This window comes from Sulfurospirillum diekertiae (assembly GCF_002309535.1).
GTDB classification, from domain to species: domain Bacteria; phylum Campylobacterota; class Campylobacteria; order Campylobacterales; family Sulfurospirillaceae; genus Sulfurospirillum; species Sulfurospirillum diekertiae.
Genome location: NZ_CP023275.1, coordinates 476,540 through 500,121 on the forward strand (window position 1 = coordinate 476,540; position 23,582 = coordinate 500,121).

The 23,582-nt window shown below is 37.4% G+C and carries 22 protein-coding genes; 16 read left to right on the plus strand and 6 right to left on the minus strand.

Translation table 11 applies throughout. The features are described 5' to 3' along the window. Position 1 precedes the first annotated feature (1 nt). The 5 genes from SJPD1_RS02510 to SJPD1_RS14470 all read left to right on the plus strand — a co-directional run bounded on the left by SJPD1_RS02510 (position 2) and on the right by SJPD1_RS14470 (position 7,658). Positions 2-1,987 (plus strand): fumarate reductase flavoprotein subunit, encoded by a 1,986-nt coding sequence (locus SJPD1_RS02510; RefSeq protein ID WP_096045826.1) that lies wholly within the window; start codon positions 2-4, stop codon positions 1,985-1,987. Continuing rightward, positions 1,984-2,703, plus strand: a complete 720-nt coding sequence (locus SJPD1_RS02515) for a fumarate reductase iron-sulfur subunit (protein ID WP_096045827.1) — start codon at positions 1,984-1,986, stop codon at positions 2,701-2,703. The genes SJPD1_RS02510 and SJPD1_RS02515 overlap by 4 nt, the downstream gene beginning before the upstream one ends. Before the next feature lie 132 nt (positions 2,704-2,835). Further along, positions 2,836-5,208: a dynamin family protein gene (locus SJPD1_RS02520; RefSeq protein ID WP_096045828.1), complete on the plus strand. Its 2,373-nt coding sequence runs from the start codon at positions 2,836-2,838 to the stop codon at positions 5,206-5,208. Further along, on the plus strand, positions 5,205-7,229 hold the full coding sequence (locus SJPD1_RS02525; protein ID WP_096045829.1) for a dynamin family protein: 2,025 nt from the start codon (positions 5,205-5,207) through the stop codon (positions 7,227-7,229). Before SJPD1_RS02520 ends, SJPD1_RS02525 begins: the two co-directional genes overlap by 4 nt. 267 nt (positions 7,230-7,496) lie before the next feature. After that, entirely contained in the window at positions 7,497-7,658 is a 162-nt protein-coding gene (locus tag SJPD1_RS14470; RefSeq protein WP_167750950.1) for a hypothetical protein, read from the plus strand. Positions 7,659-7,731: 73 nt separating this feature from the next. Here SJPD1_RS14470 and SJPD1_RS02530 read toward each other — a convergent pair whose 3' ends face one another. From SJPD1_RS02530 to panB, 3 genes are read right to left on the minus strand one after another with little or no spacing between them, the layout of a single operon-like run. Further along, the gene (locus SJPD1_RS02530) at positions 7,732-8,772 is read right to left on the minus strand and encodes an AI-2E family transporter (protein WP_096045830.1); all 1,041 of its coding nucleotides are present in this window, start codon (positions 8,770-8,772) and stop codon (positions 7,732-7,734) included. Beyond that, positions 8,769-9,791, minus strand: coding sequence for a Holliday junction branch migration DNA helicase RuvB (ruvB, locus tag SJPD1_RS02535; RefSeq protein ID WP_096045831.1), 1,023 nt, complete (start codon positions 9,789-9,791; stop codon positions 8,769-8,771). The genes SJPD1_RS02530 and ruvB overlap by 4 nt, the downstream gene beginning before the upstream one ends. A gap of 5 nt (positions 9,792-9,796) precedes the next feature. After that, positions 9,797-10,585: a 3-methyl-2-oxobutanoate hydroxymethyltransferase gene (panB, locus tag SJPD1_RS02540; protein ID WP_096045832.1), complete on the minus strand. Its 789-nt coding sequence runs from the start codon at positions 10,583-10,585 to the stop codon at positions 9,797-9,799. A gap of 79 nt (positions 10,586-10,664) precedes the next feature. Between panB and SJPD1_RS02545 the strand changes: the two genes are divergently transcribed. Both SJPD1_RS02545 and trpA read left to right on the plus strand, forming a co-directional pair. Further along, entirely contained in the window at positions 10,665-11,075 is a 411-nt protein-coding gene (locus SJPD1_RS02545; protein ID WP_096045833.1) for an Hpt domain-containing protein, read from the plus strand. Further along, on the plus strand, positions 11,072-11,812 hold the full coding sequence (gene trpA / locus SJPD1_RS02550) for a tryptophan synthase subunit alpha (RefSeq protein ID WP_096045834.1): 741 nt from the start codon (positions 11,072-11,074) through the stop codon (positions 11,810-11,812). Before SJPD1_RS02545 ends, trpA begins: the two co-directional genes overlap by 4 nt. A 29-nt stretch (positions 11,813-11,841) precedes the next feature. On the opposite strand, the gene SJPD1_RS02555 is transcribed toward trpA, so the two are convergent. Continuing rightward, the gene (locus SJPD1_RS02555; protein WP_096047772.1) at positions 11,842-12,444 is read right to left on the minus strand and encodes a Tgt2/MlaC family protein; all 603 of its coding nucleotides are present in this window, start codon (positions 12,442-12,444) and stop codon (positions 11,842-11,844) included. A gap of 4 nt (positions 12,445-12,448) precedes the next feature. Continuing rightward, a complete protein-coding gene (locus SJPD1_RS02560; protein WP_096045835.1) occupies positions 12,449-13,201 on the minus strand; it encodes an MlaA family lipoprotein in 753 nt (250 codons plus the stop codon). A gap of 226 nt (positions 13,202-13,427) precedes the next feature. Here SJPD1_RS02560 and rpsB point away from each other — a divergent pair, with 226 nt between their 5' ends. The 9 genes from rpsB (at position 13,428) to SJPD1_RS02605 (ending at position 21,655) form a co-directional block, all read left to right on the plus strand. After that, positions 13,428-14,219: a 30S ribosomal protein S2 gene (rpsB, locus tag SJPD1_RS02565; RefSeq protein ID WP_096045836.1), complete on the plus strand. Its 792-nt coding sequence runs from the start codon at positions 13,428-13,430 to the stop codon at positions 14,217-14,219. Continuing rightward, positions 14,219-15,286 carry a translation elongation factor Ts gene (gene tsf, locus SJPD1_RS02570; RefSeq protein ID WP_096045837.1) on the plus strand — a complete coding sequence of 356 codons (1,068 nt, stop codon included), beginning with the start codon at positions 14,219-14,221 and terminating at the stop codon, positions 15,284-15,286. The genes rpsB and tsf overlap by 1 nt, the downstream gene beginning before the upstream one ends. A 58-nt stretch (positions 15,287-15,344) precedes the next feature. Beyond that, positions 15,345-15,989: an ABC transporter ATP-binding protein gene (locus SJPD1_RS02575; protein WP_096045838.1), complete on the plus strand. Its 645-nt coding sequence runs from the start codon at positions 15,345-15,347 to the stop codon at positions 15,987-15,989. Positions 15,990-15,992: 3 nt separating this feature from the next. After that, positions 15,993-16,766: a flagellar biosynthetic protein FliR gene (gene fliR, locus SJPD1_RS02580; RefSeq protein WP_096045839.1), complete on the plus strand. Its 774-nt coding sequence runs from the start codon at positions 15,993-15,995 to the stop codon at positions 16,764-16,766. A gap of 61 nt (positions 16,767-16,827) precedes the next feature. Continuing rightward, positions 16,828-18,276, plus strand: coding sequence for a hypothetical protein (locus SJPD1_RS02585; RefSeq protein ID WP_096045840.1), 1,449 nt, complete (start codon positions 16,828-16,830; stop codon positions 18,274-18,276). After that, positions 18,276-18,893, plus strand: a complete 618-nt coding sequence (gene gmk, locus SJPD1_RS02590) for a guanylate kinase (RefSeq protein ID WP_096045841.1) — start codon at positions 18,276-18,278, stop codon at positions 18,891-18,893. The genes SJPD1_RS02585 and gmk overlap by 1 nt, the downstream gene beginning before the upstream one ends. 74 nt (positions 18,894-18,967) lie before the next feature. Continuing rightward, a complete protein-coding gene (gene tatA / locus SJPD1_RS02595) occupies positions 18,968-19,213 on the plus strand; it encodes a twin-arginine translocase TatA/TatE family subunit (RefSeq protein WP_088437219.1) in 246 nt (81 codons plus the stop codon). A gap of 9 nt (positions 19,214-19,222) precedes the next feature. Then, entirely contained in the window at positions 19,223-20,809 is a 1,587-nt protein-coding gene (argS, locus tag SJPD1_RS02600) for an arginine--tRNA ligase (RefSeq protein ID WP_096045842.1), read from the plus strand. Between the two features lie 9 nt (positions 20,810-20,818). Beyond that, positions 20,819-21,655: a DNA/RNA non-specific endonuclease gene (locus SJPD1_RS02605; protein WP_096045843.1), complete on the plus strand. Its 837-nt coding sequence runs from the start codon at positions 20,819-20,821 to the stop codon at positions 21,653-21,655. An 18-nt stretch (positions 21,656-21,673) separates the two neighbouring features. Here SJPD1_RS02605 and SJPD1_RS02610 read toward each other — a convergent pair whose 3' ends face one another. Continuing rightward, on the minus strand, positions 21,674-23,581 hold the full coding sequence (locus SJPD1_RS02610) for an EAL domain-containing protein (RefSeq protein WP_096045844.1): 1,908 nt from the start codon (positions 23,579-23,581) through the stop codon (positions 21,674-21,676). Between the last annotated feature and the right edge of the window lies 1 nt (position 23,582).

A 23,582-nucleotide genomic window follows, 5' to 3' on the forward strand; every position in this document is an offset into this window, starting at 1 on the left:
AATGAACGTAAAATATTGTGATGCACTGGTTATCGGTGGTGGTTTAGCAGGTCTTAGAGCGGCGATTGCAACGCAATCTAAAGGTCTTAGTACAACAGTTTTAAGTCTTTGTCCAGTTAAGAGATCTCACTCTGCTGCGGCACAAGGTGGTATGCAAGCAAGTCTTGGTAACTCAAAAATGAGTCGTGGTGACAACGAAGATGTTCACTTTGCCGATACTGTAAAAGGTAGTGACTGGGGTTGTGACCAAGAAGTTGCACGTATGTTCGTTACCGTTGCTCCTAAAGCGATTCGTGAATTAGCGGGCTGGGGCGTACCTTGGACTAGAATTGCTAAAGGTGGTAGAGAAGCTATCATCAATGCTGAGAGAACAACGATCGTGGAAGACGATGAAGTACATGGTTATATCCACTCTCGTGACTTTGGTGGTACTAAAAAATGGAGAACCTGTTATACAGCAGATGCTACAGGTCATACCATGCTTTTTGGTGTTGCGAATGAAGCTCTTAAACATAATGTCAATATTGAAGATAGAAAAGAAGCGATTGCTTTAATTCATGAAAATAACCGTTGTTACGGTGCGATTGTAAGAGACCTTGTAACGGGTGAGCTTTGGGCTTATGTTGCTAAAGGTACTTTGATCGCAACGGGGGGTTACGGAAGACTTTACAAACAAACAACTAATGCGGTTATTTGTGATGGTATTGGTGCTGCTATTGCTCTAGAAACGGGTGTTGCAACACTGGGTAACATGGAAGCAGTACAATTCCACCCAACCCCAATCGTTCCTTCAGGTATTCTTTTAACAGAAGGCTGTAGAGGTGATGGTGGTTTACTCCGAGACGTTGATGGTCATAGATTTATGCCTGACTACGAGCCAGAGAAAAAAGAATTGGCTAGCCGTGACGTTGTAAGTCGTCGTATGATGGAACACATCCGTAAAGGTAAAGGTGTTAAATCTCCATATGGCGAGCACTTGTGGTTAGATATTTCTATCCTTGGTCGTGCGCACATTGAGAGAAACCTAAGAGATGTACAAGAAATTTGTCAAATCTTTAACGGTATCGATCCTGCGGATGAAGGTCCAAAAGGCTGGGCACCCGTTCTTCCAATGCAACATTACTCAATGGGTGGTATTAGAACCAAACCAACCGGTGAGTCTCCAACACTTTCAGGTCTTTTTTCTGCGGGTGAAGCTGCTTGTTGGGATATGCACGGATTTAACCGCCTTGGTGGTAACTCAGTCAGTGAAACCGTTGTTGCAGGTATGATTGTTGGTGATTATTTTGCGGATTATTGTTTATCAAATGAAGTCAATGTTAATACAGCAACGATTGAAAAAGCATTGAAAAAACAATCTGATTTCATCAACCACTTGTTAACCAACAAAGGTAAATTTAATATCTTTGAAATCAAAAACAGAATGAGAGATATTATGTGGGAAAAAGTTGCGATTTTCCGTGATGGCAAAGGTCTTGCTGAAGCAGTTAACGAGCTTGAAGAACTTCTCAAAAAATCTCATGATGTTACGATTAAATCTAAAACAACTTCTGCTAACCCAGAGCTTGAAGAGGCATACCGTGTTCCAATGATGCTTAAACTTGCTCTTTGTGTTGCTGCAGGTGCACGTGATAGAACAGAGAGTCGTGGTGCGCATTACCGTGAAGACTTCTTGAAACGTGATGATGCGAACTGGTTGAAACGTACCCTTACTTCATGGAAAGAGGGCGCTACCCTTCCAACGGTAAGTTACGAAGACCTCGATATTATGAAAATGGAAATTCCACCAGCGTTCCGCGGATACGGTGCAAAGGGCATGATTATTGAAAATGAGTTAAGCCTTAAACGCCAAGAAGAAGTGGATAAACTCCGTGAAGAGATGGAAGCCGCAGGCAAAGACAGATATATGATTCAAGATGCGCTTATGCCATTTGAGCTTCAACCATACTATAAAGCTAAAAATGAGAGATTTGGAGATGCAAAATGAGTAGAACTATTACCATAAGGGCTATGAAATATAACCCACAATCAAAACTTTCAAAAGCACATTTTGCAGAGTACAAACTTGAAGAAACTGATGGTATGACACTGTTTATTGCGCTTACGAAAATTCGCGAAACAATGGATGCTGACCTTTCTTTTGACTTTGTATGCCGTGCAGGTATCTGTGGAAGTTGCGGTATGATGGTTAATGGTAAACCTGCCCTTGCATGTAGAACATTGACAAAAAATTTCCCAGGCGGCGTGATTCAATTGATGCCAATGCCAGCATTTAAACTCATTAAAGACCTTTCAGTTGATACAGGTAACTGGATGAACGGTATGAGTAAACGTGTTGAGAGTTGGATTCATACGAACCATAAACCAGATATTTCTAAACTTGAAGCACCGATGGATCCAAAACTCGCAGATGAGACGTTTGAGCTTGATCGTTGTATTGAGTGCGGTATCTGTGTTGCGGCATGTGGTACAAAATTGATGAGACCAAACTTTATTGGTGCCGTTGGTTTGAACCGTGTTGCACGTTTTGCAATGGATCCACACGATGAAAGAACCGATGAAGACTTCTATGAGCTTGTTGGCGATGATGATGGAATCTTTGGATGTATGAGTCTCGTTGCGTGCGAAGACAACTGTCCAAAACACTTACCACTTCAATCAAAAATTGCTTATATGAGACGAAAACTCGTCGCTCTCAAATAAAAAATTGCCTTCTTTTAAGGGATAAGATACTTTGTCTTATCCCTTGCCTTAATCTTGACATTTAGTCTCACAATTTTGTTTCTCTTATAAGAAATACTGATATAATCAAAAAAACTTTAAAGATAGTATCTCATGCATATCATCAATGATTTTTTCTTACTCATCTGGGGTGAGAGGTTAAACCAAGAAGTTGTTTTCGATGAAAAACATACTACAGAGTTCGATCAATACAGATTAACTTCTTTCGATAATTTTTGCGACAGTGTCGCTATCTTATTGATCATGAGTCCTCAGAATTTTACCAATATGGCAATCTTAGAAGAACCCAAAACAGTTTTAAATACACTTTTTCAACATGCAACATTTAGCAAAGAAAACATCCAATATGCGCAATCTCAACTGCTGGGTTATCTGGTTACTTTGGGTAATTTGCAAGTCAACCATGCTATCACAAAGCGCTTAGAGCTTTTAAAAAAAGAGGGGATTATCTCTTATGATGCTGTGCGTTCTTTAGGCAGTATCATCTCTCTTATCGAAGAGAAAAAAATCGAAGTAACCTCTTTACATGTAAAGCGTGCAACAAGCCAAGAAAACTACTATAAAACCAAACTCAATCTTCTGCTTACTGCCATTGAAAATCTGAAACAAGCGGTTGAAACACCTCGTTTGCATGATCGTTTGAGTGCCATACCCGAACGTCTTGAAAATCAGCGTTTTTCCATTGGAATTACAGGTGTTATGAATGCGGGTAAATCGACGATGCTCAATGCACTTTTAGGTCAAGAGGTGCTAGGAACATCTGTTGTCCCTGAAACGGCGAACCTAACCCTCATTAAATACGCCAAAAACCCTTACGCCATTGTCAATTTTTGGAATACCAAAGAGTGGAGCAAGATCGAAGAGGGTGCCAAAAGTCTTAAAAGTTTAGAAGCATTTGTTAAAGAGAGCAAAGCGCATTTTGGTGACACCTTTAATGCACTCGTAACGCCAAAAGGGCAGAGTGAGTCTATCTCTGTCGAAGATTTGGCCCTTTACACTTCGGCAAAACACTCTGATAAAAAATGCAATCTTGTTAAAAGTGTTGAACTTTATACTGATTTGAAGTTTGTCCAAGATGGTGTTCAAATCGTTGATACTCCGGGTCTTGATGATCCTGTCGTGCAACGTGAAGAGATTACGTTGGAATACCTCAGTGAATGTGATTTGATGATTCATCTTATGAATGCAGCGCAAGCAGCGACCCAAAAAGATATCGATTTTATCATTGACGCACTTTTGTATCGTAATGTGGCACAGTTGCTGATTGTGATTACACGTATTGATGCGATTGCCGAGAAAGAGCTTCAAGAAGTAATTGCCTATACCAAACGCAGCATCGAAGCAAGGCTTAACGAGCAAAACAAAGGCGCAAAACTCGATGAAGTGATCGCTAAAATCGTCTTTATCCCCATTGCTGGGAAACTTGCCTTAATGCATAAATTAGGGCAAGAAAAAGATGCCCTCGCACTTGGATATGATATGGAACGTACTGGCTTACCTCTGGTGGAAGCCTATTTGGAAGATGTTCTTTTTGGAAGTAATAGCCAAAAAGCCAATCTTATTATCTCCGCCAATCGAAAAGAGATTGAGTCTGTCATTACTGAGTCGATGAATACCTTCGAGCAAGAGCTCCACTACTTAAGTATCTCGAATGAAGAGATTGAACACGCCTACGCGAAACACCAAGAAGAAAAAGCGGTCATGGCAGACTTTTTGGAGCAGATCAAAACCAGCGTGGCGCAGAGCAAAGAGGAGATGGAACACTACTTTGGCACCCTTTCCAAATTTGCAAGCAACCAACTCAATAAACTTCAAGATATTGTTAAGCGCCGTATTACAGACGATGTAAGTTATGAGTTTAGCAAAAACAAAAAAGCGCCCAAAGAGGAGCGCATTGGCTCGATCATAGAAACGGCGATCAAAGATGGTATGGTCGATTTGGTGCGCGATTATCGCTATGAGTTTCAAAAAAAGATGCAAAGTTCCTTAGAGTACATGGATGCAAAATACGGTGAATTTAAGACAGAGGGCACAGCCCCAATGTTTGATGCCAAAGCCTTTTGTGAAGAGCATTTAGGTTCACTCCTGATTTTCAAAAACAGTACCATTGTGATAGCGGCAACCAATGATGCGATCGCAAAGTATGGCAAGAATGATCCTAGTGCACTTTCTATGAGCTTTGAGACGATTTTTGGAACGGAATTCTCCCACATCAAAGAGATGCTTGAGGAGAAACTCCACAACGTTAATCAAGAACTTTTAGGTTCATTTGTCAATCTCTGTGAAGCACCTGCACGTGTCATTGAAGAGCGTTTTAGCACAGAAGGTGTATTGATCGAACATGCGATGCGCCAGATGAAAGATCAATCGCTCAACCGTGAAGCACGCATTTTAGAGATTAAAGAAAAAGAGCGTGTAATGGGCATCGTCTTAAATGACTTAAACGTACAAAAGGAGTCAAAATGAGTCTGCTCGAGAGTTTTGTCACTTCTTATAAAGAACATTTTCTAAAAGTTGTTCCAACCTTTGATGCTACGCTTTTGGGAGCTCTCAAAAAAGTGCAATATGTACTTCTTGAAGAGCAGCAACTCCCTTCTATCCAACTCAAAAAAGCGTTAGATCGTCTTCAAATGCGCTCCGAAGAGCCGATGAAAGTTGCTATAACAGGGCAGTTTTCCAGTGGAAAATCAACGTTTCTCAATGCACTTTTAGCCAAAAATATTCTTCCCACAGGCATCACGCCCGTGACGTCCAAAGTCAATTATATTCGTTATGGTGAAGAGTTTAAAATCCGTGTGCGCTATAAAGACGGGCGTGATGAATACCATGACATCAACACGATTGCGCATTTTACAGACCAACGTGAGCATGTTGAAGACATCGCTTATCTTGTACTTTATGCGCCACTCAACATCCTCAAAGATGTTGTATTTGTAGATACTCCAGGTCTTAACTCTCAAGCGGCGAGTGATACGCAAACGACTGAGAAAGTGCTCAAAGAAGTCGATGGCATTATCTGGTTGACACTCATCGATAATGCGGGAAAAATGAGTGAACTTCAAGTTTTGGAAGAGTACCTTGGCAAGTACCAAAACAAATCTCTTTGTGTTCTAAACCAAAAAGACAAATTTACGCCACAACAGATCGAAGAGACAACGAATTACGTGAAGACGGCCTTTAAAGAGTTTTTTAGTGATGTCATTCCTATCTCGGCACGTCAAGCATTAGAGTCACGTAGTCACGACAAAAAAGTGATGATGGAAGAGACGCTTGAAACGTTTATGCATGATTTACATGTAAAGCTTGAAAACGGTGGCGAGAAGCTTGACTTTGCACAAGTTGAGCATGATTTTAAAGCGTATCAAACGACACTGGATTCGATCTTACAAAGTGATTTGGGGGCGAATCTTAAACTTTTGGAAGAGTCCAATATTGACAAAGTCTTGGATTTTATTCGCAACGAAATTCAACCCAAAGCGACCCAATCCAAAGAATTTGCTATTACCAAAGAGATTAAAGATATTACAGCCAAATTGATTGCGCAACACCAACTCTTTCTCTCTATTTACGATGAACTTTTAGGTGAGATTATCCGTTTTGAAGCTGAGGCAAAAGGTTTATTTACTGAACTAAAAGGTAAATTCTCACATGATCTGAAAAGTGCGTTTATGCGCATTGAGCAGATCATTGAGACCATTGCTGATGCCATTTACAATCAAATCACCACGGTAACACAAATACGTTATGAAGCGCAAAAAACAGGGCTTTTCAGTAAACACCAATCGTATCTGCCTTTTGAGTACCAAGCGCCGAAAATTAACTCTGATCTCATCTATAAAAGTCTTTTTTACGAAGAGAATTTGATTGGAAAAATGTTTAAACAGTACGTAAAAAATCTAGGTGCCATTCAAAATGAAGTTAACGATAAAAACCGTTTGGTGTACCGTTCACTAGAGCAGGGCATTTTGAAATGGCAAGCACCGTATGAGGTGATTCGTAAAAGCGAAGAGCTTCACTCCGACATCGAATTTGCCAATATGCGCCGTTTTGCTTCCAAGGCGTATGAGAGCATCTTAAAACCGTTTAACGATGAAATCGCTAGTTCCTACGCGAAGATCAGTTCCGAGTTTAACCATCTTAGTAGCGCGGTCAGTTTCAACTACCAAAATGCCACGGAAGTGTGTGTGGCATTTTTGGAGAACAAAATCGAAAAATCCGCTAAACTCTACGAGGAAAACCCCACAAAATTTTCACTCTATACCCCCAAACTCGATGAGATTAAAGAGCGCCTTAGAACCTCATTTCATCTCTATGAACTTGAAAATATGATGAACACACGAAACACATTTCTCAATAAAGATTATGACCGTTTAATCAGTCAATTTACGGCGATTAAAGAGGAAAAAGTAGCCTTTTTGGAAGAGCGAAAAGCACGTCATCATAAGATTATAGGGCAGATAGAAACGTTGGTGAAAGAGATAGTCTAGTCTATCTCTTTCGCATGTTCTTGTTATTTTTATCTTTTACATGTAAAGATAATCTTGATATCTCCTTCAAAAAAGTTAAATACTTAATTCTGACTCTTTATTTCATAACTCCGATCATTGCATCTCCAAAAGTAGAAAATTCTAAAAAAGAAATATTGATGTATAGTGGAGTGATCTGTAATGCTACACCATTTCAGCTCTTTTAAACAAAAGGGCTGAAGATACAAAAAATTCTTGAGAGCATCAGTAAAATCGAAAGGATACACAATGAAAAAGAGTTTAACATTTCTAATGCTTCTGTTCATAGTTATCATGGCAAGTGGTTGTGAAACATGGCATGGTGTCAAAAAAGATACCGCGAACGGTGCTGAATGGAGCAAGGACAAAGTCAATGATGGTGCTAAATACATCGAGAAAAAAACGGAATAGTTCAATAGAATCATTTTACATTCCGAAAAAAAAGAGGTTAGGGCTAAACGTTTAATTTTTAGCCCTAATTTTTTTACATGTAATGCTTCTCTTTGAGCAGTTTGTAGAGTTTTAAAAGTGATAAAAAGAGTGTCGTAATCGCAGGGCCTAATATCATTCCCCAAAAACCAAAGGTTGTAAGTCCTGCAAAAATAGCAAAGAAAATCAAGAGTTCATTAACTGCTGTGGGTGTTTTGACCATCTTGTCATTGATGTATTTGATGATAAGTGGTTTAATAAATGTATCGGCGATGATAGAAATCACTACAATCGAATAGGTTGCAATGATAATCGCGGTTGTCGTATTGCCATGCGCCACTTCGATGGCACAGAGTGGAATCCACATGAGTGCTCCACCCACAATGGGGATAAGAGATGCAAACCCATAAAAAATTCCTAACAATAATCCATCATAACCAAAGTACATACCAATGAACGAAAAGAGTGCCCCTTGAAAGATTGCACTAAATAAAATAGAATAGAAAACAACACTCATGACATTGGTAACCTCAGAAAAGACAAAATTAACCTCTTTTTCCTCAATAGGCATCACGCTTTTAAAATAATCAATGAGGTCTTTGCCATTGAGCAGTGCAAAGAAGAAAAAGACAACGATGAGGAGCATGTCTTTTAAAAAGCCAGCACTATTTTTACCGATTGATCCAAGATAGGAAAGGGCAGTCGTAGAGATTTGAGCGATATTAAGATTGCTGATAAAATCATCCAAGGTTGATTGCATAAATGCCAGTGGCGCAGGAAGGTGATAATCAAGTGTTCGCAGATATGTTTGTACTCTTTCGATCATCGAAAAATCAAAATTGTTGACTATTCCACCAATCGAAGTGATAGTATAAACAATAGGTCCAAACAGTAAAATGGATAAAAAAACCGTTGACAAAAGAGCCGATAGATGTTTACTTTTTGTCAATTTATATAACTGCAGGTTAATCGTATACGTTGCCATAGCGAGAAGTGAAGCAATGGTAATAATCATCAAAAAAGGTTCATACAGCTTGATAATAGAAAATAAAACGGCTAAGAAAATGGCTGTTAAAAAAAAGCGATGTTCATTCATACATTATCCTCAAAAAGTGCACTTTGTAACGTTGGGGGAGTAAGACGAAAAAGTTCATACGTTTTAGCCGTGGCAATTCTTCCACGCGCTGTTCGTTCAATATAACTGTTAGCAAGCAAATAAGGTTCAATCACATCTTCAATGGTTCCCTCATCTTCACTCAAAGCAGCTGCCATCGTGCTGAGCCCTAAAGGACGACCTTTACTTTGTAGCAAGAGTTCAAGGTATTTAATATCCAGTTCATCAAAACCAAGATCATTGACCCCTAGTTCATTGAGTCCATATTGCGCTCGTTCGATGCTAATTGTCTCTTCATCTACCACGTCGGCATAATCACGGATACGTTTTAAAAGGCGTAAGGCAATCCTAGGCGTACCTCGTGAGCGTCTTGCCATCTCATGTGCTGCATCGTGTTGACAGATTTTTTCAAGTTTATGCGATGCTTTGGTAATGATGAGTGAAAGCTCCTCTTTCGTGTAAAATTGTAAACGAAAGTGCATTCCAAAACGATCGCGCAAAGGTGAGCTAATCATACCAGCCCTTGTGGTTGCCCCTATGAGTGTAAAATGAGGCAAATCAATTTTGATCGTTTGTGCCGCAGGGCCAGAGCCTATGATAATGTCAAGGCGAAAATCTTCCATTGCGGGATAGAGTATCTCTTCAATGGCAGGAGAAAGCCTGTGAATTTCGTCAATAAAGAGGATGTCCCCTTCTTGAAGATTAGTCAAAATCGCGGCTAAATCACCACTTTTTTCGATCATCGGCGCGGCGGTTATTTTCATATTAGCACGCATCTCGTTGGAGATGATATGTGCTAGTGTCGTTTTTCCAAGACCTGGAGGGCCAAAAAAGAGAATGTGGTCTAAGCACTCGGAGCGTTTTTGTGCGGCTTGAATGAAAACTTGTAAATTCTTTTTGATCTTCTCTTGCCCGATGTAATCTTCAAATGAAGAGGGACGTAAACTTTTTTCGTACTCATTTTCAAAAGAGATTTTTTCGATTTCCACAATGCGTTCCATCTCGCTCACTTTGTGTAAGTGTAAGGTATTTCAGGGAAGCTTCGTTCTTGCACCTCTTTAACATAAGCATCAACAGCGTTTTGCACCAAGGTAGCACCTTCTAAATAGCGTTTAACAAATTTGGGTTGAAACGCTTGAAAGAAACCTAACATATCGCTCCAGACTAAGACTTGACCATCGGTATATTTACCCGCTCCTATCCCAATCGTTGGAATAGAAATCGCTTCAGAAATACGACGTGCGGCTTCTTCGACAACCCCTTCGATGACCACGCTAAAAGCACCTGCCTCTTCGATAGCCTTAGCATCTTCAATCAAGGAAAGAATATCTGCTTCACTGCGCCCACGGACTTTATAGCCGCCTTCACTTCTTACATACTGAGGCATTAAGCCAATGTGTGCCATGACGGCAATAGAGTTTTGTGTCAGTGCTTTGATAATAGGTGCACGACTGATTCCGCCTTCAATTTTAACGGCATGCGCATTGGTTTGACTATAGACGAGTGAAGCGTTATGCAGTGCCATTTTTTCATCAGTGTAAGTACCAAAAGGCATATCACAAATAATAAAAGTTTCTTTGGCTCCAGCACATACTGCTTTAGTGTGGTATAACATTACTTCCATGCTAGCAGAGAGCGTATCTGGTTTAGCATTGAAACTCATATTGAGGCTATCGCCCACAAGAATCATGTCGACCTTTTGGTCAAACAGTGATGCAAAGAGTGCATCATATGCCGTAATCACAGTAAGGGGAGTTTGCCCTTTATGTTGTTTAATGGATGTAATTGTTTTCATGGGGAGATTATACCCTATTTTAGGACAAGAAAAATTTATAAAAAACATGATACAATGAGCTACTTCGGAGGGTAAAAACATGGGTCTTTTGGCACAATTGGAAGTTGATTTTGACATCGAAATTGTAGGAGATTTTATCTCTCACTATGCCATTATGTGTGAAAATATGGAGCCTCTGATTATTGGGCTCAGCAAAAAAGAGCGTTATGTTGACAATATTGGGGATCTTTTTCGTATTTTCCACAATATGAAATCAGCTGCGGGCTTTTTAAAACTCGATCCCATTATTAAATTGGCAGTCTTGTGTGAAGATATTGCTGAAGAAGCACGTACATTGCAAGGCCCTGCAAGTGAAGAATTTATTGATTGGTTACTTCTTGTAAGTGACCAGTTTGAACGATATCGCAAAGATGTGGAAAATGATGCTGCATTTTTTACGGTTTTAAATCCCTTAATTATAAAAGTACCTCATACGTTGGAGAGAGAGTGAAGCAATTAGTTGCCTATATTACTGCGGGATTTCCCGATCAAAATTTTTCATTAGATTTAGTTTCTGCCCTAAAAGAAGCAGGTGTAGATAAATTAGAGTTAGGAATTCCTTTTTCTGATCCTGTAGCGGATGGTCCTATCATCGAAGTTGCAAATTTACATGCCTTGCAAAATGGTTTTAAAATGGAGACACTTTTTGAGATTTCTTCTGTGGTTGCTCCAAAAATTGAGACGTATTGGATGGGATACTTTAACCCTTTTTATCATAAAGGTGTTGAAGTGTTTGCTCAAAAAGCGGCTGAGTTTGGTGTGAAAGGATTTATTATTCCTGATCTCCCTCATGAAGAAGCGTTGCCTTATGTCTCTTTAATGGAGCAATATAAGCTTTCACTCATTAGTTTTGTAGCACCAACGGATAGTAAAGAACGGATTGCTAAAGTGGTCAAAGATGCAAAAGGGTTTATTTATCTTGTAGCTTATGCGGGCATCACTGGAGCTCACTCAAGTGAAGATCTTACCAAAACCATTCAAATGATTAAAGAACAGAGTAGTACACCTCTGTTTGTAGGCTTTGGTGTGAATGAAAAGACAGCAAAAGAACGGGCTCGTGGTGTTGATGGAGTTATTGTCGGAAGTGCTTTCGTGGAGGTTCTGCTTAATGAGGGTCTAAGTGGCTCAGAAAAAATTGCGATGATTGCTCAAAAAGCAAAAATCATTAAAGAGAAAATTAACGCATAATATCAAAGAAACAGTGGTGTTGCCAAAAATTACTGTTTCTTTGGTGTCAGCTCATCAGGTTTTTTGAGCCTTTCAAGTAAATTCTCAAAAGGCTCTTTCGCTAAAATATCTGCAAACTGTGTACGATACGTTTGAATGATACTGACTCCCAAAATATCAACATCATAAATCATCCAACTACCATTTTTGTCTTTATAGAATTTATAAATAATCTCATATACTTCACTGTTTTTCATCAAATGCGTTGTTAAATGGATACGGGTGTCTTTAATTTTTTCTAGATTCTTAATAACAATTTTTTCATCAGTGTAGAGATCAAGTTTTTCCATATATGAATTTTTAAGCTTCATCTCAAAGAGTTTAGTAAATTCCACTTGTTTTTCTGGCGCAAGTGATGACCATTGCTTACCACCGATGGCAAGTTGTGCCATTAAATTATAGTCAAAAATTAAATCAAAAATAGCAAAAAGTTTTTCTGATCTCTCAGTTTTTTGAATTTTTTTGTCACGTAGAATTGTGGTTGCTAGATCAATATTGGTTTGCATAAAAGAAGAAATATTTTGCTCTTCAAGTGCCATAGCTGGTGAAGTGCATAAAAGGGATAATAGTAATAGCGTAAAAATTCGTTTCATTGCTTTATTCACTTATGAGTTTATTTCTTCGTGATTCGTAGGCATTACGTAAAAAAGGATAGAGTTCAATAGCATCTTTTTTAAAACTGTCATACTCTTTTACATGTAAAGAAGTTTTATTGACGATATAGAATGCTGTAACAGCTAAAGATTCTCCTGAGCTATTAAATAAATCAGGATCATTGTCATTAATGTAATTGATAGGATTGAGCCATGCGTCACCCACAAGACCAACAATATCGCGGACATTGGATGGTCCCAATAGCGGAAGGACAACATGAAAGCCACTACCCACGCCATAATACCCAAGTGTTTGTCCTAAATCTTCATCGTGTGCTTTAATGCCGAGCTCTTCACCTGCAACGTCACGAAAGCCTAAAATACCCATCGTTGAATTAAGTACAAAACGTTCAGTTTCTTCCCAACTATTGTGCAATTTAAGCTGTAAAAGATTGTTAACAAAACGGATAGGAAAGAAAAGGTTCTCAAAAAAGTTTGAGACACCATGCCGAGCCATTTCAGGAACAATATACGCATAGCCTTGTGCAGTTGGTCGCAAAAGGTATTCATAAAAATGATCGTTAATGGATGTCATGATTTCATTGTAACCGCTCAGTGGATCAAAAAGATTTTCACTATTTTGTGTATTAAATTCAGCTTCTAAATCTCCATTGCTCTGCAAATCGCTACCAAGGTACTTTATATTTGAGGCACTTAGTAAGGATACGCTCAATAAACAGGCTAAAATAAAACGCAAAATAGTACCTCTTTCTTTTAAAATTGCGCAATTATAGGATTTTTTTGATTTAAAGTAAATTAAAGTAAGTAAATTTTCTTATAAAATGATTAAAGCAAGCAAAAATTAATCTTTTTTTGACTATAATCACCGTCCAAATCTCACACACACCAATCCTTTACGGTTGCAGTTTATACTGTTGATGGGTGTGGAGGCTAAACCAAAAAACAAAACAAAGGAGCACTTCATGGTAACCATGAAAGACTTATTAGAGTGTGGTGTACACTTCGGACACCAAACACGTCGTTGGAATCCAAAGATGAAAAAATTCATCTTCGGCGAGAGAAAAAACATCTATATCGTAGATTTACAAAAAACACTACGTTATTTTAGATATACATACAATGTTGTTAAAGATGCAGCAGCAGAGGGCAAAACAATGCTTTTTGTTGGTACAAAAAAACAAGCAAGCCAAGCGATTAAAGAGTACGCAGAAAAATGTGGAATGCCATACGTTAACCACAGATGGTTAGGCGGAATGCTTACTAACTATCAAACCATCAGACAATCAATCCGTAAACTTGACATCATCGAGAAAATGGAAGAAGATGGACAAATTGACCTTCTAACGAAAAAAGAAGCGTTAATGCTTAGAAGAAAAAAAGAGAAACTTCTTGATTACCTTGGTGGTATCAGAAACATGAAAAACTTACCAGATATGATCTTTGTTATTGACACCGTAAAAGAGAAAATCGCCGTTCAAGAAGCAAGAAGACTTGGAATTACTGTTGTAGCTCCACTAGATACTAACTGTGATCCAGACGTTGTAGATCTTCCAATCCCAGGAAATGATGATGCGATCCGTTCAATTCAACTTTTCTGTAAAGAGATGTGTGAAGCGATGACTGAAGGCTATGAAATCCGTTCAAAAGACGCTCCAGCAACTGAAGAAGTGGCTGACATTAGCGAAGACGAGAAAAAAGAGTTGATCGAAGAAGTGGTCAGCGAAGAAGAATTTGCAGTAGAGGCAGGCGAATAATGGCTGAGATTACTGCTGCTTTAGTTAAAGAGTTACGTGAGTCCACTGGGGCTGGTATGATGGACTGCAAAAAAGCACTTGTCGATACTGACGGTGACTTTGAAGCAGCAAAAGACCTTTTAAGAGAAAAAGGTCTTGGTAAAGCAGCTAAAAAAGCTGACAGACTTGCAAGCGAAGGTTTGGTCAATGTTTTTGTTGATCCAAGTCTTAAAATTGCAACCGTCAGTGAAATTAATGCTGAAACTGACTTTGTTGCCAAAAACGAAGGCTTTATTAATTTAACGAAAGACACTACCGCACATATCCAAGCAACTAATGTTGAAACAACTGAAGAGTTGATGAAAACAACCATTAATGGTACTGTGTTTGAAGAGTATTTTGCAACGAAAGTTGCAACCATTGGTGAAAATCTTGTTGTTAGGCGTTTTGCAACGCTTAAAGCGGGTGCAAATGGCGTTGTAAATGGCTACGTTCACTCAAATGGTCGTGTAGGTGTTCTTATCGCTGCAAATTGTGACAGTGAAAAAACAGCAGCAGCAGTGGGTGAATTCATCCGTAACCTCTGTATGCATGCAGCAGCAATGAAACCATCTTTCTTAAGCTATACAGAACTTGATCCTGAGTTTGTAGAAAAAGAGACGATTGGTATTAAAGCAGACATTGAAAAAGAGAATGAAGAGTTAAGTCGTCTTAAAAAGCCTCTTAAACGTATGCCATTGTTTGTCTCTCGTGTACAGTTAAATGATGCTGTTTTGGAAAATGCTAAAAAAGAGATGGAAGCAGAGCTTAAAGCACAGGGTAAACCTGAAAAAATCTGGGATAAAATTATTCCTGGTCAACTTGAGCGTTTTATTGCTGACAATACTCAGCTTGATCAACAATATACACTTTTAAGCCAATTCTATGTAATGGATGATAAAAAAACCATTGCACACGTTGTTGAAGAAAAAGCGAAAGAACTCGGTGGTAAAATTGAGCTTGTTGGCTATGTTCGTTTCGAACTTGGAGAAGGCTTAGAGAAAAAAGCATGTGACTTTGCTAGCGAAGTTGCAGAGCAACTTAAATAAGTATTAAATTATTTGTGGTGAAGAGGAAACTCTTCACCCTCTTTCTTGAAGGACATTGATGTCTTTACTACAGGTACAAAATATCTCTCATGCTTTTGATTATCTTTTATTTGAAAATGTTAATTTTACACTAGAACCCAAAGAGTCGATGGCGATTTTAGGGGTAAGTGGTAGTGGCAAGTCAACCTTACTTCATATCTGTTCAACACTGCTTCATCCCAATCACGGTGAAGTGATTTTATGTGATCATAACATTTACAACGATAATGATGACGCAAGATTAAAACTAAGACGTTATGACGTGGGTATCATATTTCAATCACACTATTTATTCAAAGGTTTTTTTGCGAATGAAAATATTGAATTAGCTTCATTTATTAGTGACAAAAAAATTGATAATGGTATTTTAGAGCGTTTAGGAATTGCTGATTTTATGCATTACCGTGTTGGAGATCTCTCGGGTGGACAGCAACAGCGTGTTTCAATTGCTCGTGTATTAGCCAAAAAACCGAGAATTATTTTTGCAGATGAGCCAACAGGAAACTTGGACGATAAAACAGCTCAAGAAGTTATGAATGTTTTGTTTGAGTACATTGAAAAAGAAAATGCTGCATTGCTTTTAGTGACGCATAATCAGCAGCTGGCAAAACAGTGTACGTATATGAAACATCTCCATCTGGATGGATTAAAAGAGGACGCATAAACTATGGAATCGCTTGTCAAACTTTTTGGTGAAAATCAAGTGATTCTTTGTTTTCTTCTCTTTGCACGTTTGAGTGGTCTTTTTGCTTTTTTCCCTTTTTTCTCCCATGCCAATATCCCTCTTAGCATTAAAACTTCGATGACTTTTTTTATGGTTATTTTTTTGTACCCACTCTTAACACCTTTACATGTAACGCCAACGTTGGTCAATCTTTCACTGGCCATTGTGGGAGAATTGCTGATAGGTTTTGTTGCAGGACTTTTTTTAACCATAACGCTTTCAATTTTGCAAATGGTTGGCATGCAAATTTCTTTTATTATGGGATTTACGATGGCAAGTGTTGTTGACCCTCAAACAAGCACATCGATTCCTCTCTTATCGCAATTACTCTCTTTTATAGGGCTGATGGTCATTTTAGCATTTAATGGTCACCACCAAATGCTTTTATTTATTGCTGATTCGCTCAACTTATTGCCACTTGGAAGTTTCTATCCTCAAACGAATATGCTCGCATATCTTGCTAAGGCTGTGACAGGAATGTTTATCTATGGGTTCACACTCTCTTTCCCTGTTGTGGCTTTTTCTATGCTCTTGGATGCTGTCTTTGGAATGTTGATGAAGACAATGCCACAATTCAATCTTCTTGTTATCGGTTTTCCTATTAAAATTGCTGTTTCATTTGTTGTGTTGGTTGCAACACTTACCTCTATGATGTTGATATTTAAAAAGGAGTTTTTAGAAGCGCTCAATCATTTAACCATTCTTTTTGTCCGTTAAAGCAATCATAAATTTTTTTATACTACAATGAGAGTTAATTAATTCTCATTCAGGAGTGAGCATGCGCCTGTTACTACTCAATAATAATCCAGCTGTTTCAAGATTGATCAAACTTAGTGCCGAAAAAGCAGGGTATGAGTTAGATGAGTTTGAAGACTATGGCTTGGTGCCACTAACAACTTATGATGTCATTTTAGTCGATAATGAACTTTATGATGAAGCTTCGATTGTAGGAGCATGTGAAAACACAGGCTGCGACTATATTATTTATATTTGTCAGCGAGGCGCGAAAAAACCCGATATTGCCCATGTTGCTTTAGAAAAACCATTTTTACCAACAGATTTCTTAGTGCTTTTAGAAAAAGTCAAAAATGTCATTATTAGTCATAAGGCTGAAGCTACAGAAGAAGCAACTAAAGTATTGCAATCCTTAGATGAGAGTGAAAAGTCCACTGCTTTTGATATTGACCAGATAGATACTTTAGAAGATGAGGATGAAGATGAAGACAATACTTTGCCTATCAATCTTTTAGAAGAACCTGATGATTTTGAAAAAGAAGAAGATGAGAAAGAACTTACTTTTGATGAGATTGAAGCAGAAGATTTAGGGTTAGAGCAAGAACTTTCCTTAGATGATATAGTAGATAAAGATGATGAAGATAAAGAGTTAAAAATTGATGATGAATTTTCATTTGATGAATTAGATTCTTTAGAAAAAGAAGAAGTATCATCATTGGAAGATTTTGATTTTGATGAGGGAAATACCACTTCTCTAACTCCGGCTGAAACAGAAGATGAGCGTGAAGAAGAATTTGCAAATCCATCTATTCTCGATAAAGATGATATCAATGAAGTGAAACAACTATTGGATGAAAGCGAAGAAGAGGCTGAGGAAGAAGAAATTTCTGAATTATCTCTTGATGCATTTGACTTGGACAAAGAGAACGAAGAAGCAGGAAAATTCTTTTTTGATGATGTTGAAAAGGAAGATGAATCCTTAGAAAAAGACGATATGGAAAAATCATTAAATCTTGAATTAGACGATGTCACTTCTTTAGATTTTGAAGAAGCAGCTCCTGTTGGGGAAGAAGAGGAAGAAGATCAGAGCATAGAAATACCCGAAGAGCAAGAAGAAATTATTGACGATTTTGCTGAAGGTATTGAAGAAAAGATTGAAGAAGAAGAAAAAGAGCTTGCACAGGAAGAAGATATATTAATTCCGCAGGTTGATGTTGCTTTTGATGCTTTAGCACAAAATGGTGACATTGACTCTCTTGATGATCTCAATGAAAATTTACTCAAAAAAGCCTTTGGTGAAGAGGTTAATGAAGAAGAATCTACACCGATAAGTGTCCCTGAGGAAAAAGGTGAAAAGATTGAAGTGATTCGAGGCGAAATTGAAAGTAGTATTGCAAGAAGTATCTCAGGTTTAGCGCAAAGTGATATCTTACGCGAAGCGCTTAAAGGGATGCGTATTAATATTTCTATTACGTTTGATGAGAAAGAGTAATGGTAAAAGGCAACCTTCTGGTCATTTCAGGTCCAAGTGGTTCTGGGAAAAGCTCATTGATGAAAGAAGTCATCAATGAAATATCAGATTCTTATTTCTCAATTTCAAGTACGACACGGGCTATTCGAGAAGGAGAAATTGATGGAATTAACTATCACTTTATCTCAAAAGAAGATTTTGAAAAAGATATAGACGCAGGATTTTTTTTAGAGTGGGCAAAAGTACATGATAATTACTATGGTACGTCACTCAAACCTATTTTAAAAGAGTTACACGAAGGTAAGTTAGTGATCTGTGATATTGATGTGCAAGGACATAAAATTGCACGGGAAAAATTTGGTAATTTAATTACGTCTGTTTTTATCACGACTCCCGATCAAAAAAGTCTAAAAGAGCGACTGATTCATCGTGGAACAGACAGTCAGGAAATTATTGAAAAACGTTTAGCCAATGCTGTTTCAGAGATGACGCGGATCAGAGAGTACGATTATGTTTTAATTAATGATGACTTTAAAATAGCGTTACATGACATGTTGGCAATTGCCTATGCTTCACGAAAAAAAATGGAATTGATGGATTTAGGTGAGTTTATCAGTTCATGGGCAAATATTGATTAAAAAGTGTGCTTCATTTTTTGTTTATAAAAAAATGATACAATAAATATAAAGTTTATAAGGACAAAGGAGAGAATATGGGTTCATTTAGTATTTCACATTGGTTAGTGATTTTAGCAGTCGTTGTTTTATTGTTTGGTGCTAAGAAAATACCAGAGCTAGCTAAAGGCGTAGGTCAAGGTATCAAGGATTTTAAAAAAGCCATTAAAGAAGATGAAGAAGCTAAAACGACCGTTGATAAAGTGGAAGTAAAACCAGAAGCTGGTGCTACTCCAACAGCTACAACAACAGCCGCACCAGCAGATGAAAAAAAGTCTGTATAAGGTTATCTATTGAAAAAATCGGTTATTCGTGCTATTAAAGAGACATTGCAAAGAGAGTTTGTTTTAGAAAAACCTACCAATCTTTCTTTTGGTCATTATGCAACTCCTATCGCTTTTTCTCTTGCTAAAGAGTTAAAAAAATCGCCTATTGCTATTGCTGAAGAGATTTGTCAAAAGTTTACTATTGGAGAAATTTTTCAAGAAGTTACTCCGATTAAAGGTTATATCAATTTTAAACTCAGTGAGAGTTTTTTAGATCAATATGCGACATGGACCATTCAAAATGAGGCACTTTTTGGATCTGATGAGCAAAATGAATCTATTTTATTAGAATATGTGAGTGCAAATCCTACGGGACCTTTACATATTGGTCATGCAAGAGGTGCTGTGATTGGTGATGCATTGGCTCGTATTGGAAAGCATTTAGGGTATAAGATTACCACAGAATACTATGTCAATGATGCAGGTAATCAGGTTGATCTTTTAGGTCTTTCTCTTTATCTCTCTGGACGTGAGCATATTCTAGGTTTTCCAGTAGAGTGGCCAGAAGAGTTTTATCGAGGTGAATATATTATTGACCTCGCCCACGTTGCTTCTGCAGAATTGGGAAAAGCTATTTTTGAAGATGAAGCCAATATTCCATTGCTCTCTGTTTGGGGTAAAGATAAGATGCTAGAACTTATCAAGTCTAATCTTGCCGATGTTGGTATTGAGTTTGAGCAGTTTGTCAGTGAAAAGTCGCTTTATAACAAGTGGGATGAAAGCTTCGCCAAACTTCAAAAAAGTGATAAAACTTATACTGAAGGTGGTAAAGTTTGGATTCGCTCTACTGAACTCGGAGATGAAAAAGATCGCGTTGTTGTTAGAGAAGATGGCAGACCAACGTATTTAGCGGGTGATATTATCTACCATGACAATAAATTTCAACGAGGGTATGATAGCTATATCAATATCTGGGGTGCTGATCACCATGGGTATATTACGCGTGTCAAAGCGGCTATTCATTTTTTAGGCTATGATGAGCAAAAACTTGAAGTGATTTTGGCGCAAATGGTTTCACTTTTAAAAGGTGGTGAACCGTATAAAATGAGCAAACGTGCCGGTAATTTTATTTTGATGAGTGATGTGGTGAATGAAGTGGGAAGTGATGCTTTACGTTTTGTATTCCTCAGCAAAAAGTCCGATACTCATCTTGAATTTGATGTGGATGTTTTTAAACAAGAGGACAGTAACAATCCAATTTTTTATATCAACTATGCACATGCGCGAATCAATCAAATTTTTGCTAAAGCAGAAAAGACACTTGCCGACGTACAAAATGTTAAGCTCGAAAATTTAAGTGAAGAGGCTCAAAACCTTCTCTTTAGTGCACTGTTATTGCCAGAAGTTCTTGAAGATACCTTTAGTTCTCGTCAAGTACAAAAACTGACAGAATATCTTAAATCACTTGCTGCCGCTTTACATAAATTTTACAATGAAAATCGCGTTGTAGGTAGTGAGGATGAAGAAAAATTTCTCAAACTCTTTGCTGTTGTAGGACTATCACTGCGTGTTGGGCTCAAACTTATAGGTATTAATGCAAAAGATAAAATGTAAAGTGTGATCGTGAATAGATCACACTTTATTGCTTCTTTTCTTTCTTTTTTAATTAAAAATCCCAAAGCTTTTCTTTTAGCGTTTCTTTTAGGAGGGCTATCATACTCGTATGAGTTTTTTATTGCACGTGATACAATGGTATTTCAAGGCATACCAAAAGCAATAGAAAACTCTTTGCACACATACACGCGAATCTTTCGTAATCGAGCTTATATGGTAGGTTATTCTGATCTAAAAGGAAACCCTTTATGGGTTGTTTATAAGCTCACACCTCCTTCTCAAAATGTATCACCTCTCAAACGACCGGATAGTTTTAATGCGGATTGGCGTAATATGGGATTCATTACATCAAGCGATTATACCAATAGTGGTTACGATAGAGGTCATATGGCTCCAAATCATGCAATGGCTCTTTTATACGGCAAAGAAGCGCAAGAAGAGACCTTTTTGATGACAAATATTACACCTCAAAAACCTACCCTTAATCAAAAACTCTGGCAACATCTTGAAGCGATAGAGTTAGAATCCTTTGCTCCAAAATTTAAAGAACTTTGGGTTTATACGGGGCCTCTTTTTGATCTTAAAACCACGCGACTTAAAAGTTCATATTTTATTGAAATTCCCGATGCCTTTTATAAAATTTATGTAGGGATAGAACACAGTGGAGAGATCAAAACACTTTCGTTTATCATTCCACAAAATGCAAAGGGAAATGATCATTTGGAAAAGTATTTGGTAAGTATCGATGAAGTGGAACACCGTAGTGGATTTGATTTTTTACATAAGTTAGATGATAAAATCGAAAATGTATTGGAAAAAAAGATTGATCAAAGTAGCTGGTTTTAATCTTTACATGTAAAGATACTAGGAGGCTATGGTAGGAGTTGGTTCAGCAAAAAAGAGACCTTGTGAATACTCAATTCCTAAAGATTTTATTTTGTCATAAATCATCTCATTACTAACATACTCTGCAATAACTTTGATATGCGCTTCTTTGGCAAAAGAGACAATATTTTTAACCAGTAAAAATGAAATTTTGTCATCCAAAATCTTTTGAATGATAGTGCCATCAATTTTAATAAAGTCAGTTTTAATTTCTGTAAGATAGATAAAATTGGAGTAGCCACTACCAAAATCATCAATCAAAATTCTATATCCTAATCTTTTGAGCATCAAGAGATTGTTTTTTGCATCATCTCGATGGGTTATCTCTTCGCTCTCTATGATTTCTAATCCCATTCTATGAGCGATATTTTTTTGCTTTGCATAACTCTTTAAAAGAGTAAGGATTGCTTCATCAATAATATCATGTGGATTTAGATTGATATTAATAGCAATAGATGGTTTTTCAATTAACTGTTCATAACAAATACGTAATACTTCTTTCGTAATGTTTCGTAAAACAAAAGTTCCTCTGATCGTTGGGAGAATTTTTTCAGGTAAAATAATAGAGCCATTTTTATCAATAATACGAAGTAAAGCTTCATAGTGCGACAATTTTTGTGTTTGTGTATCAACAATGGCTTGATAGTAGCAAAGGATTCTATTTTCTTCAATGGCTGCTTTTATTTCATTGAGTGATAAGCATACATCTTGGGTATATTCATTTTCATCGTAAATATCGATCGTATTTCTACCTTTATTTTTAGCATTGTAGAGTGCTATGTCGGCTAACTTAAAGGCTTCAGAAAAGGTTCTTGATTTGTATGGTACTAAATTAACCCCAATAGAGACAGTGACATTGATCGATTCATTGGGAGAAATATGAAATCTCGTTTCTTGGATGGTATGAGAAATCCTTTCAATAACATTCAGTGCGCTTAAGTGATCGTCTCTGCGTGTTTTGGCTAAGATTAAAAATTCTTCACCTCCATAACGTATGACAATATCATCTTTATGGCGAATAGCGAGTAAGATCGTGTCTGCAACTTGTTTTAAAACTTTATCACCGGCATCATGCCCGTAGGTATCATTGACTTTTTTAAAATAGTCAATATCCAAAGTTGCTAAAATATAGTCATTGAGATTAATGAAATCTTCATATTTTTGAAGATAATTTCGGTTGTAGACATTGGTGAGTTTATCAATAAAAGCAGTTTTTTTAACGGCTCGAAATCGTATTGCTTGAATAATTACAAAGAGCAAGATAATAAATATAACTGCCATAACTGCAAAAATACCATTTTGTATCATATGAATGATTTGGTTAATTTCTTCAATTTTTTGTATGGAAAAATCAATGGCCAAAATAAGTTCCACATTGTTTTGATACATAATGGGAACAAGGTAGCTCATTGAGAGTTGTTGGAGCATTGAATGCCGTATAATCAAAGCTTTTTTCTGAGCGTAGATATCAAGCCATTCTGGACTATCAGCATCAAATTTTTGGTCGATAAATGCCTTATCTTCATGCTTAGAAGCATCTCCAAGAAATCTAAATACGCCTCGGCTATCTCTGTATAAAAGATAGGCATATTTTATATTGGGGGTGATTAAGATTTTTAAGCGCTCTTCAATTTTATGTTGAAGGGCACTATTAAGTTTGATATCAGAAGTATAATCGGTACTCTCTTTTAAGAGAGATTGGATTGATGAAGCACTGTTATTGGTAATCGAAAATACATCAGAAATTGAAATTTCAAATAGCTTTTTTTCAATGCTTTTTTCCAAATTGACTGTTGAAAAAAGCAATAGTGCTAAAATGGTTGCAATAATAAATGTTGGAATAATGAAATAGAAAGGATATTTTAAAAAGAGCTTGTCGCTATCCATA

Bases quoted from the DNA above. Each gene is read 5' to 3' on its own strand.
- SJPD1_RS14470 (WP_167750950.1), top strand. From the start codon at position 7,497: ATGAAAAAGAGTTTAACATTTCTAATGCTTCTGTTCATAGTTATCATG.
- SJPD1_RS02515 (WP_096045827.1), top strand. From the start codon at position 1,984: ATGAGTAGAACTATTACCATAAGGGCTATGAAATATAACCCACAATCA.
- tatA (WP_088437219.1), top strand. From the start codon at position 18,968: ATGGGTTCATTTAGTATTTCACATTGGTTAGTGATTTTAGCAGTCGTT.
- SJPD1_RS02545 (WP_096045833.1), top strand. From the start codon at position 10,665: ATGGGTCTTTTGGCACAATTGGAAGTTGATTTTGACATCGAAATTGTA.
- gmk (WP_096045841.1), top strand. From the start codon at position 18,276: ATGGTAAAAGGCAACCTTCTGGTCATTTCAGGTCCAAGTGGTTCTGGG.
- SJPD1_RS02525 (WP_096045829.1), top strand. From the start codon at position 5,205: ATGAGTCTGCTCGAGAGTTTTGTCACTTCTTATAAAGAACATTTTCTA.
- SJPD1_RS02575 (WP_096045838.1), top strand. From the start codon at position 15,345: ATGTCTTTACTACAGGTACAAAATATCTCTCATGCTTTTGATTATCTT.
- tsf (WP_096045837.1), top strand. From the start codon at position 14,219: ATGGCTGAGATTACTGCTGCTTTAGTTAAAGAGTTACGTGAGTCCACT.
- SJPD1_RS02555 (WP_096047772.1), bottom strand. From the start codon at position 12,444: ATGAAACGAATTTTTACGCTATTACTATTATCCCTTTTATGCACTTCA.
- fliR (WP_096045839.1), top strand. From the start codon at position 15,993: ATGGAATCGCTTGTCAAACTTTTTGGTGAAAATCAAGTGATTCTTTGT.
- SJPD1_RS02610 (WP_096045844.1), bottom strand. From the start codon at position 23,581: ATGGATAGCGACAAGCTCTTTTTAAAATATCCTTTCTATTTCATTATT.
- SJPD1_RS02530 (WP_096045830.1), bottom strand. From the start codon at position 8,772: ATGAATGAACATCGCTTTTTTTTAACAGCCATTTTCTTAGCCGTTTTA.
- panB (WP_096045832.1), bottom strand. From the start codon at position 10,585: ATGAAAACAATTACATCCATTAAACAACATAAAGGGCAAACTCCCCTT.
- ruvB (WP_096045831.1), bottom strand. From the start codon at position 9,791: ATGGAACGCATTGTGGAAATCGAAAAAATCTCTTTTGAAAATGAGTAC.
- rpsB (WP_096045836.1), top strand. From the start codon at position 13,428: ATGGTAACCATGAAAGACTTATTAGAGTGTGGTGTACACTTCGGACAC.
- SJPD1_RS02510 (WP_096045826.1), top strand. From the start codon at position 2: ATGAACGTAAAATATTGTGATGCACTGGTTATCGGTGGTGGTTTAGCA.
- SJPD1_RS02520 (WP_096045828.1), top strand. From the start codon at position 2,836: ATGCATATCATCAATGATTTTTTCTTACTCATCTGGGGTGAGAGGTTA.
- SJPD1_RS02585 (WP_096045840.1), top strand. From the start codon at position 16,828: ATGCGCCTGTTACTACTCAATAATAATCCAGCTGTTTCAAGATTGATC.